This window comes from Frankia gtarii, assembly GCF_025403375.1.
GTDB classification, from domain to species: domain Bacteria; phylum Actinomycetota; class Actinomycetes; order Frankiales; family Frankiaceae; genus Frankia; species Frankia gtarii.
On record NZ_JAMPTM010000242.1, the window covers coordinates 1 to 9,892 of the forward strand.

Annotated in this window: 9 protein-coding genes and 1 pseudogene; 5 read left to right on the forward strand and 5 right to left on the reverse strand. The window is 71.3% G+C overall.

Going from position 1 to position 9,892, the window contains the following annotated elements; genetic code table 11:
* Both NBZ83_RS25380 and NBZ83_RS25385 read right to left on the reverse strand, forming a co-directional pair.
* The coding region (locus NBZ83_RS25380) for a helix-turn-helix domain-containing protein (protein WP_261575937.1) at nucleotides 1–946 on the reverse strand (946 nt) is incomplete at its 3' end.
* Nucleotides 947–973: 27 nt separating this feature from the next.
* Nucleotides 974–1,186 (reverse strand): hypothetical protein, encoded by a 213-nt coding sequence (locus NBZ83_RS25385; RefSeq protein ID WP_261566876.1) that lies wholly within the window; start codon nucleotides 1,184–1,186, stop codon nucleotides 974–976.
* A gap of 945 nt (nucleotides 1,187–2,131) precedes the next feature.
* Between NBZ83_RS25385 and NBZ83_RS25390 the strand changes: the two genes are divergently transcribed.
* From NBZ83_RS25390 to NBZ83_RS25400, 3 genes are all read left to right on the forward strand, one after another.
* On the forward strand, nucleotides 2,132–2,806 hold the full coding sequence (locus NBZ83_RS25390; RefSeq protein WP_261575938.1) for a hypothetical protein: 675 nt from the start codon (nucleotides 2,132–2,134) through the stop codon (nucleotides 2,804–2,806).
* Nucleotides 2,807–2,914: 108 nt separating this feature from the next.
* Nucleotides 2,915–4,486, forward strand: coding sequence for a TldD/PmbA family protein (locus NBZ83_RS25395; protein ID WP_261575939.1), 1,572 nt, complete (start codon nucleotides 2,915–2,917; stop codon nucleotides 4,484–4,486).
* Entirely contained in the window at nucleotides 4,483–5,994 is a 1,512-nt protein-coding gene (locus NBZ83_RS25400; RefSeq protein ID WP_261575940.1) for a metallopeptidase TldD-related protein, read from the forward strand. Before NBZ83_RS25395 ends, NBZ83_RS25400 begins: the two co-directional genes overlap by 4 nt.
* A gap of 30 nt (nucleotides 5,995–6,024) precedes the next feature.
* Here the strand turns inward: NBZ83_RS25400 and NBZ83_RS25405 are convergent, their stop codons facing one another.
* The 3 genes from NBZ83_RS25405 to NBZ83_RS25415 all read right to left on the reverse strand — a co-directional run bounded on the left by NBZ83_RS25405 (nucleotide 6,025) and on the right by NBZ83_RS25415 (nucleotide 8,049).
* Nucleotides 6,025–6,579, reverse strand: coding sequence for a bacterial proteasome activator family protein (locus NBZ83_RS25405; RefSeq protein ID WP_261566872.1), 555 nt, complete (start codon nucleotides 6,577–6,579; stop codon nucleotides 6,025–6,027).
* Between the two features lie 71 nt (nucleotides 6,580–6,650).
* Entirely contained in the window at nucleotides 6,651–7,634 is a 984-nt protein-coding gene (locus NBZ83_RS25410; RefSeq protein WP_261566871.1) for an NAD(P)H-quinone oxidoreductase, read from the reverse strand.
* A 184-nt stretch (nucleotides 7,635–7,818) separates the two neighbouring features.
* Complete coding sequence (locus tag NBZ83_RS25415) at nucleotides 7,819–8,049, reverse strand: hypothetical protein (RefSeq protein WP_261566870.1); 231 nt, start codon at nucleotides 8,047–8,049, stop codon at nucleotides 7,819–7,821.
* A 526-nt stretch (nucleotides 8,050–8,575) separates the two neighbouring features.
* Here NBZ83_RS25415 and NBZ83_RS25420 point away from each other — a divergent pair.
* Both NBZ83_RS25420 and NBZ83_RS25425 read left to right on the forward strand, forming a co-directional pair.
* Nucleotides 8,576–9,652: a SigE family RNA polymerase sigma factor gene (locus NBZ83_RS25420; protein ID WP_261566869.1), complete on the forward strand. Its 1,077-nt coding sequence runs from the start codon at nucleotides 8,576–8,578 to the stop codon at nucleotides 9,650–9,652.
* Nucleotides 9,653–9,892, forward strand: a pseudogene (locus tag NBZ83_RS25425) (hypothetical protein); the annotation flags it as partial. It abuts the gene before it with no gap.

Genomic DNA, 9,892 nt, shown 5'->3' on the forward strand with positions numbered 1-9,892 from the left:
GGCGGCGGGGTGCGAGGAGTTCGGCGTAGTTGCGCGTGTACCTCGCGAGAATCTCGTGGAGGTCGGACGCGGTCAGCTCCGCGTACTCCTCGAAGATCTTCGCGTAGATCCGGACCTGATCCGGATGGCTGTATCCGGTGGCTTCCAGCGTCTCGACCACGACAAGGCTTTCGTCCAGAATCGTGAAGCCCTGCACGTGCGGGTACTCCAGCTCGGCGGAGCTCGGCACGATCCGTACAGTGACGTTCTCCAGTTCCGCCACCGCGGCAATCCGCTTAATCTGGGCGATCATGTATTCCGGTGGCGCAAAACGGTTGCCGAGGACCGACTCCATCAGGATGAACTCAAACCGACGGGTCGCGTCGTACAGCAGATTCTGCCGCTTGATCCGCAGGCTGACCTTCTCCGCGGTCCGCTGGTACCACGCGCCCTCGTCGCCACCGATGGTGATGCGGTGGTAGCCGTTCACGACTCGGCGGGCGTATTCGCTGATCTGGATCAGCCCGGGCAACAGGATCGGCTCGAACTCGCGGATGAGCGTCGCCTCCCGCTCGGCTTCCAGGATCTCCTCCTGGTCGAGGCTCACGCCCTGCCTGCGCGTCTCCATCCCGGCGGCGCGCCGGCGGGGCCCACGGCGCACGGCGGTGGACTGCAGCCGCTCGGCAAGGTCGACCAGATGGCGGACGAGGTCGGGCGGGGCCTGCAGCGTACGGGCGATCCGGTCGACGTCGGCGGGGCTGGGTCGCAGCAGGCCATTTTCGATCTTGGAGATCGTGCTCTGGCTGATGCCCACGGACGAGGCGAGCGCCTGGCCGGTCATCCCACGGGAGTGGCGCAGCTGCGCGAGCTCGAGCCCAAGCCGGTCCGGCGGCGTGGCGTCGGACGCAGTCGCCGCCCGGGGCACATCCCCGCCCTCCATGACCACCTCCGAGGTTGGTCCGTCCACGCCGGCCACCGCGTGCGCCCCGACCGGTTACGCCTGTGCCGGCAGGTCGCGCGCGGCCGCCAGGAACACGCTGCGGGGGATGCGCACCAACATCTCGCCGGGGGGCACCTCGCCGGTCGGGATCCGCTGATCCGCTACCGCGTATCCCTGAACGAAGATGTCCTGATCCTCATCGTTCACATACACCGTGGGGCAGTTCGCGCTGGCACACGACGCACTGGCCACCGGGACGAGTCGCATCGCTCCTACCTCTCTGCACCACTGCGCTTCATCCTAGGGATCACTCCCGAGTCACGACATAGCGCAGTAATAACGTCCAGTTCTAGGGCAGTGACCCGAATATTCCAGCCACTGCTGGAATATTGTCACTCTGGGCTGACAGTCCGGCACCGAAGGTGACTACAGAGTGTTACCGACCATCCGATTGGTCCCATCTCGCAGCGGCATCACCGCAACATCAAGCAATCTAACTGCCACCGACAGTAACCAATCGTTGAGAAGCAGTGCCACGCTGGACCACCGCAAATAGTATCGAAACGCGTGAACTAGCAGCTCCATCGGGCTACCGCTCGCGAGGCTCAGGAACGGAACGTGAGGGTGAGTGGGACGACAGCTAGTAGCCCTCGACCACATAGTGTAGCGCCACGAATATTTTGAGACTCGATCCGGATAGTCGGCTCCGGGCGAGACTCGAGTCGAATCCCGCCCACCAACGCCCGGTGACGAAATCCGACCCCCCGGCGACCGCCGGCTGGCTCGGACGGCAGCGGGGGCGCCTCTTCGAGCCACCACACGGGTGGACCCACATGAGCTCGCCCGGGCCCCGCTCCTGTCGTGACCGCTGGCATACTCTGCCGGCGCCTGATGCGATGCCCCTCGCCCGAACCTCGACCGAACATGGCGAAATGCCATAAAAAGACGGAGCACACCGCTCGCTGTGCGTGCAGCGGGTGACGCGCGCAAGCCGCAACGATTCCAGCCTCGCTCTGAATATTCAGAAATTCTCTTGAGATTCAGGCCATCCTCTCGCATGATTCGGACCAGGGCATCCCGTCGGCCGACGGTCCCGCGGCCCGGGTTCTCCTCCGGCGGCCCTCCGGTCGCCACTTCGCCACTCCGCCACTCCGGCGGTCCTCGCCGTCGCCTCGATCGACAGGGGGCTCGACCGACAGGAGGGAAGGCCGCATGCGCATCGCCAGCCGGCCGTCCGCGCCGCCGGACCCCGACGTGCGGCGGCTGGGAGCCGGCAGCCCCGCTGCGACGCTCGCCCCCGGCGACCTTGCCGGCGCTGCCTTTCTCGGCCTCCCGCCGTCCTGGCCGCTCCTCCCGTCGTCCTGGCCGCTGTTGCTGGCCTGGGCGACGGCCGCAGCCCTGGTGGTGATCGCGCAGGCTGTGGCGCACGCCCGGCACGGTGGTCGCGGTCGGCCACGCGCCCGGGGAGCGGCTGCGACGCCCCGCCCGCGACCGGTTCCACCGCCGGCGCGGTCCGGCGACGCCCCCCATCGCTTCGACCCGACCGGGTTCGAACCTCTCGCGGACCGGATGTCACGCCTGCTGCAGGACTTCCTCGCCGCCGCCGTTCCCAGGCCGGGCCGGCCGGCCCGGCTCGACCTGCGCGCACCCGCGACGACCTGGTTCGTCGCTGCGTTCACCGCGGCCTCGGACCTGCTCATCGGCACCTGCCAGACCGATCGTCCCGATACCCTGGCCGCCGCCGTGCGGGAGGCCGAACGGCGGTGGGGACTGGTCGACACGTGGACCCGCGAGACGGCCAGACCAACCGGAAGTCCTCCGCCGCCGGCGGAGCCGGGCGATCCAGATGATCCGGACGTCACCGATCACGGCCCACCTCCGAGATGAGCCCGCCGGACGGCGATCGGCCACGCGGCGCCGACGGTGGCCGCCGTCACGACACCGCCCACCCGGGTCGGCGCCCCGCCGGTCGCCCACGCGGGCCAGGATAGGGGCATGGCGACACCCGTCCATCAGGACCCGGCCTCATCCGGCCTGCCGGCGCACGAGATCGACGCAGAGTTCCTCGCGCTGCCGCGTTCCACACTTACCGACGCGGCCCTGCAGACCGCGCGCGACCTCGGCGCCACCCATGCCGACATCCGCATCGAACAGTTGCGGGACTCCTCGCTGTCGTTCCGCGACGCCGCTCTGGAGAGCCGGCACGAGGGCGCCACACTGGGTCTCGCCGTGCGGGTCGTGCACGGGGGGACCTGGGGCTTCGCGGCCGGTGTCGACCTCACCCCGGACGAGGCGGTCCGGCTGGCCCGCCAGGCCGTCGAGATGGCGCGGGTGGCGGCCCCGCTGAACTCCGAGCCCGTCGAGCTCGCCCCGGAACCGGCGCACACCGACGCTGTCTGGGTGTCGGCATATGCCGCCGATCCCTTCGCCATCGACGCGCGCGAGCGGGTCGAACGGGTCGGGGGGCTGTGCCGCACCCTGTTCGCGGCGCAGGACGTCGACCACGTCGAGGGCCGGTTCGACGCCGTGATGGAGAACAAGTACTACGCGGATCTGACCGGCACCTCGACAACGCAGCAGCGGGTGCGGGTGCTCTGCCAGATCGAGGCGACGCGGGTCGACCCGGGCGGCGGCTTCGAGACCATGCGCACCATCGCCCCGCCCGTCGGCCGAGGCTGGGAGTGGATGGTGGCGGGACCCGCCGCGGGCTGCTGGGACTGGGACGGCGAAATCGCCGTCATCCCCGGCCTGCTGGCGGAGAAGGCCAAGGCGTCCTCGGTCGAGCCCGGCCGGTATGACCTGGTGATCGACCCGTCGAACCTGTGGCTGACGATCCACGAGTCTGTCGGCCACGCCACCGAACTCGACCGCGCGCTCGGCTACGAGGCGGCCTACGCCGGCACGTCGTTCGCAACCCTGGACCAGCTCGGCGCCCTGCGCTACGGCTCCCCGGCGATGACGATCACGGGTGACCGCACCGCCCTGCACGGGCTGGCCACCATCGGCTACGACGACGAGGGCGTGCAGACCCGCCGGTTCGACATCGTGCGCGACGGCACCCTCGTCGGCTACCAGCTCGATCGGGCGATGGCGGCCCGCAACGCGGGCGTGCTCGGGGTGGAGCGCTCCAACGGCTGCGCCTTCGCCGACTCCCCCGGCCACGTGCCGATCCAACGGATGGCGAACGTGTCACTGCTGCCGGCGCCGGGCGGCCCGTCGACCGAGGAGCTGATCAGCCGGATCGATCGCGGGATCTACGTCGTCGGCGACAAGAGCTGGTCGATCGACATGCAGCGGTACAACTTCCAGTTCACCGGGCAACGGTTCTACGAGATCCGCTCCGGGCGCATCGTCGGCCAGCTCCGCGACGTCGCCTACCAGGCGACGACGACGGACTTCTGGGGCTCGCTGGAGGCGGTGGGCGGCCCGCAGACGTATCTGCTCGGCGGCGCGTTCAACTGCGGCAAGGGGCAGCCGGGCCAGGTCGCGGCGGTCAGCCACGGCAGCCCGGCCGCGCTGTTCCGCGGCGTCAACGTCCTCAACACCCGGCGGGAGGCCGGCCGATGAGCCAGGTGACCGGAGCGGACACCACCCAGGCCGACCGGGCGGGCGCGGTGCCCGAGGCGGCCCACGAGATCGTCGAGCGCGCTCTGGCGCTGTCCCGGGCGGACGGCTGCGTGGTGATCGCCACCGAGTCCAGCTCGGTGAACCTGCGCTGGGCCACCAACACCCTGACCACCAACGGGGCGAGCCGGGACCGATCGATCACCGTCGTCAGCGTCGTCGGCCGCTCGTTCGGGGTGCGCACCGCCTCCACGATCGACACCCCGGCCGGCGGTCGGGGGGCACGGCCGGGCGACATGGCGCATCCCACCGACGCCGACGGCCTCGCCGAGCTCGTCCGCGCCGCCGAGGACGCCGCCCGCGAGGCGGATGACGCCGAGGACTACGCCGACCTGCTCGGGCCCACCACCGCCGGCCTGGGCCCGGGCGGTGGGCTGGTCACGGCCGGCGGGACCTTCACCGACCCGGCGGCCCGCACGGGCACGGCTGTCTTCGCCGCCTTCGCCCGCGACCTTGCCGAGGCGTTCGGGTCCGCCCGGGCGCAGGGCAGGCGGCTGTTCGGTTTCGCCCAGCACGACGTCACCACCACCTGGCTGGGCACCTCCACTGGCCTGCGGCTGCGGCACAGCCAGCCGACGGGCAGCGTCGAGTGGAACGCCAAGTCCGGCGTTCCCGGCGGCTCGGTGTGGCACGGGCAGTCCACGCACGATTTCACCGACGTGGACGTGGCCGCGACGGACGCGGCGTTGCGCTCCCGGCTGGCCTGGTGCGAGCGGTCGGTGGAGCTGCCCGCGGGCCGCTACGAGACGCTGCTGCCGCCCTCCGCGGTCGCCGACCTGATGATCGACCTGTACTGGTCGGCCGCCGGCCGGGACGCCGCCGAAGGCCGCACGGTGTTCAGCCGGCCGGGCGGCGCAACCCGGATCGGCGAGGCGATCGGGCCGGCGGGGCTGCGGCTGTTCAGCGACCCCGCGGACCCGGAGCTGGCGACGACCCCGTTCGTCACCGCCGCGTCGTCGTCATCGATGTCGAGCGTGTTCGACAACGGGCTGGCGCTCGGCGCGACCGACTGGATCCGCGACGGCGCGCTCGCCGCACTCGTGCAGACCCGCGCCTCGGCCCGCGCCACGCAGAGCCCGGTCACTCCGATCATCGACAACCTGATCCTGGACGCGGGGGGCTCCGCGTCGCTCGAGGAGATGATCGCCTCGACTCGGCGCGGCCTGTTGCTGACCAGTCTGTGGTACATCCGCGAGGTCGATCCGGAGGTCCTGCTGCTGACCGGGCTGACCCGCGACGGCGTCTACCTCGTCGAGAACGGCGAGGTCACCGGGGCGGTGAACAACTTCCGGTTCAACGAGTCGCCGGTGGATCTACTGGGCCGCACGGTCCAGCTCGGCGCGGCCACCCGCACCATGGGCCGGGAATGGGCGGACTGGTTCGCACTCACCCGGATGCCACCGATGCGGGTGGCGGACTTCAACATGAGCTCGGTCAGTCCGGCGAGCTGACCGCCGAGCCGCCTTCGGGCGGCGGCGCCGTCACAGGTAGGCGCCGCGCCCGAACGTCTCACCGCCGGGCTGCTGCTGCCCGCTCGGCAGCGCCCGGCGGCGCATCTCCTCAAGCTGCGCCCGGGCGGCCATCTGCTGGGCGAACAGCGCCGTCTGCAGGCCGTGGAACAGGCCCTCCAGCCAGCCGACGAGCTGCGCCTGGGCGATCCTGAGCTCTCCATCCGAGGGGGTGCGGTGCTCGTCGAAGGGCAGCGACAGCCGCTCCAGCTCGTCCTGCAGCTCCGGGGCCAGCCCGTCGGAGAGCTCGCGGATCGAGCTGCGGTGGATCTCCCGCAGGCGGACCCGGCTGGCGTCGTCCAGCGGCGCGGCGCGCACCTCCTCCAACAGCTGCTTGATCATCGTACCGATACGCATCACCTTGTCGGGCTGGGAGACCAGCTCGGCTATCGGGTTTGCGCTGCCACTCGATTCCCCATCCTGGTCGGGGCCCGGGGACACCGACCGGCCGAGCGAGTCCGGCACGGTCTCGTGCAGGGCTCCGTCGGGCCCGACAATCACGACGCGGGGTTCCGGTTGATCCGTCATGACCCCTATCCTGCCCCGTCCGGAGGCGCCACACGGCGCCGGTGGGCCGACCGGCGACCCGTCCGCGGCCGTCAGGGCACAATCGTGAGGATCACCTTGCCGACATGCCCGAGATCGGCCACATGCTGGTGCGCCGCCACCACCTCGGTGATCGGTAGCACGCGGTCGATCACCGGCCTGATCGCGCCGCGTTCGACCGCCGGCCAGAACTCGGCGCGAACCCCGGCGATGATCTCGGCCTTCTCCGCCGGCGGCCGGGCCCGCAGGGACGCGGCATGCACCGCCGCCCGCTTGGCCAGCAGGGCTGCGAGGTTGAGCTCGCCCTTCACCCCGCCCTGCAGGCCGATGACGACGAGCCGCCCGCCGACAGCGAGCAGCGACACGTTGCGCGGCAGGTAGGCCGCGCCCATGTTGTCGAGGATCACGTCCGCCCCGTGGCCCTCGGTGGCTTCCCGGATCACCTCGACGAAGTCGGAGTCCCGGTAGGACACGGCCACGTCGGCGCCGAGCTCGCGGACCCTGGCCAGCTTCGCCGCAGTGCCGGCGGTGGTGGCGATGACCGCCCCCGGCAGCAGCGCACGGACCGCCTGGATCGCGAACGTGCCGATCCCCGACGCACCGCCGTGCACGCAGAAGACCTCGCGGTCACGCAGGTCGGCGATGCCGAAGACGGTCGAGTAGACGGTGGCCGCGACCTCGGGCAGGCCGGCGGCCTCGATCAGATCGACTCCGGCCGGGATCGGCAGGAGCTGGCCGGCCGGTACGTTCACCCGGCTCGCGTACCCGCCACCGCCGAGCAGGGCGCACACCTCGGTGCCGACCTCGAACCCGGACACCTCGGGCCCGACGGCGGCCACCCGACCGGAGCACTCCATCCCGAGGATCCTGGAATCGCCGGGCGGCGGCGGGTAGAGACCCTGCCGTTGCAGCAGATCCGCCCGGTTGACCGCCGTCGCGATCACATCCAGGGTTACCTCGCCCGGCCCGGGAGCGGGCGGGTCCGCCACGCTGGACCAGGACATGACCTCGGGCCCGCCGGGGGCCGACACCGTCACCGCATGCACGCTCACACGCTACGACGCCGCCCACACCCGCCGACCCGGGAGGGGCCACGGGAAGCAGCGCGCCCTGTCTGACGTCCGGCAGGAGGTCTGACGTCCGGCAGGAGGCCGAGCAGCTTCGCAACCTCGTCGGCATGGCGCAGGTGCAGCGTCGCCCGGGCACGCGCGCGTCGGGGATTCAGACCGGTTCGGGCTCGGGTTCGGGTGAGTCCGGCGCCGGCTCGATGTAGGGCGAGGGTTCGTGCGGCGCCGGCGGCAGGTTCGGCGTGTCGGGCAGCAGCGGGCCCGGGTCGTCCGGGATCGGCGCGTCCGGGTCGAGCGGCGGCGGCGTGTCCGGACGGTGCGGACGGACGCCGGCGGACACCACGCTCAGGCACGTCGGGATGGTCGAGGTGAATGGGCTGGGCATAGGACCCGCAGTACCCGCTGGTCGGGGCCGCGGAAACATCGCCCCCGCATCGCACGGCCACCGGCTCGCCCAGCCGAGGCCTCATCTCCCGATCCGAGCAGGCAGGCCGACACGTCGACATCTCCCAGGAGACAACAAAAACACCGCAGTGACAACCGGGGTGGTCTCGTAACGCGCAAAGAAAACAACAAAACCCGACCGACCGACAACAGATGCTCGTTCGGATGGCGCCGGACCGCCTTGCGGGGCCCTCAACCGGACCCGCTCGCTCCCCGAAGGGGATGGCGGATAGGTCACAGCTGCGACGGCGGTCCGAACGAGGTGCGGCGTTCGTATCGCCGTATTAACGGTACAGGAACTGATCAGCACTCAAGTGCCACGACAGACAGCAGATCCAGTCGCTACCGTCATATGCGCATCACCCTGATCTCATGATTCTCTGCAACCAGTCACAGACGACCACAGCATCGACTGTCAGGCCGGCTCCGGGGACGCGTCGGCCAGGACGGGCCCGGGGAGCGTGCCAGTGGAAGCGGTCGCGGCCGACGACGAGCACGAACATCCCCTCAGACAGGCGGAGTTCCACGCGTTCTTCGAAAGCCATCATCGTGCGCTGAGTCGCTTCGCGTACCTGCTGACCGGTGACCACGACGCGGCCGACGACATCACCGCCGACGCGCTCACCGCGGCCTGGTCCAGCTGGGACCGGGTCCGTTCGGCCGAGCTCCCCCTGGCCTACGTCCGGCGCATCGTCGCGAACCTGGCGGCGGACCGGGTCCGCAAGGTCGTCCGCGAGCGGCGCGGGCTGGCCGTGCTCGGGCAGCGCGCCGAGCCATCCGCCCCGGTGCCGGACGTGCCGGCGGTGGTCGACCTGCGCACCGCCCTGATGAGCCTGCCGGCGGGCAAGCGGGCCTGCGTGGTGCTCCGCTACGCCTTCGACCTGTCCGAAGGCGAGACCGCCCGGACACTGGGCATCGCTGTCGGGACGGTGAAAAGTCAGACGGCCAAGGGAGTCGCCGAGTTGGAGCGAATCCTTAAGAGAACGGAGCTGCCGCCGACCGCGACGACCCAGCAGGAGGTGACCCCCCGCATGGCGCCCGAGCAACCCGACCTGTCCCAGGGAGGCACGTCCCGGCCAGGCTCGTCCGGGATGAACGGTGCGCGCTCCGGCCTGGACGAGGCCACCGACGGGCGCGGCACCGGCCAGCCCGACGAATCCGCCGGGCCCGACCGGTCCGCCTTTACCCCGAAGCGCCCGGTCGAGCCGACTCCAGGGGTCGAGCCGGATTCCGGCGCCGAGCCGGATTCCGGCGCCGGTCAGCACCTCGGCGGCGAGCCATTCCTGACGGCCGGACTGCTGCCCAGGCCCGTGCCGGTGGCCCGACGCGAACCCACCCCCCGACGCGAACCCGTCCCCTGGCGCAAGCCCGTCGCCGGACGCGAACTGCCCCAGCACGAAGGCCTGCCCCAGCCCGAACATGCGGCCCGACTGGACCACTCGGGCTGGCCCGGACGAGCGGGTGAGGCGGGGTCGTCATCCTGGCCCGAGTCGCTGCCCTGGCCCCGGCTGGCCTGGCCGATGTGGCGCGTCGGCGAGGCCTAGATGACATCGAGCACGTCGGGGTTCCAGGAGCCCGACCATGATCTACCCGCCGGGTCGGGCCGGATGAGCCGCGCCAGAACGCCGGACGGGAACCTGACGAACACCGCGTTCCACGAGGAACTGCGCGCCATGCTGGGCACCGAGATGGCCCGGCACCAGCCCGACTCCGACCGGATCCGGCGCCGGCTCGCGGCGGCCGCCGGGCAGCCGCTGGGCAGGCCCTCCCCCCTCCCGCCGCGC

Coding starts and splice junctions, on each gene's coding strand:
- NBZ83_RS25390 (WP_261575938.1), top strand. CDS start 2,132: ATGCGCATCGCCAGCCGGCCGTCCGCGCCGCCGGACCCCGACGTGCGG.
- NBZ83_RS25385 (WP_261566876.1), bottom strand. CDS start 1,186: ATGCGACTCGTCCCGGTGGCCAGTGCGTCGTGTGCCAGCGCGAACTGC.
- NBZ83_RS25405 (WP_261566872.1), bottom strand. CDS start 6,579: ATGACGGATCAACCGGAACCCCGCGTCGTGATTGTCGGGCCCGACGGA.
- NBZ83_RS25395 (WP_261575939.1), top strand. CDS start 2,915: ATGGCGACACCCGTCCATCAGGACCCGGCCTCATCCGGCCTGCCGGCG.
- NBZ83_RS25400 (WP_261575940.1), top strand. CDS start 4,483: ATGAGCCAGGTGACCGGAGCGGACACCACCCAGGCCGACCGGGCGGGC.
- NBZ83_RS25415 (WP_261566870.1), bottom strand. CDS start 8,049: ATGCCCAGCCCATTCACCTCGACCATCCCGACGTGCCTGAGCGTGGTG.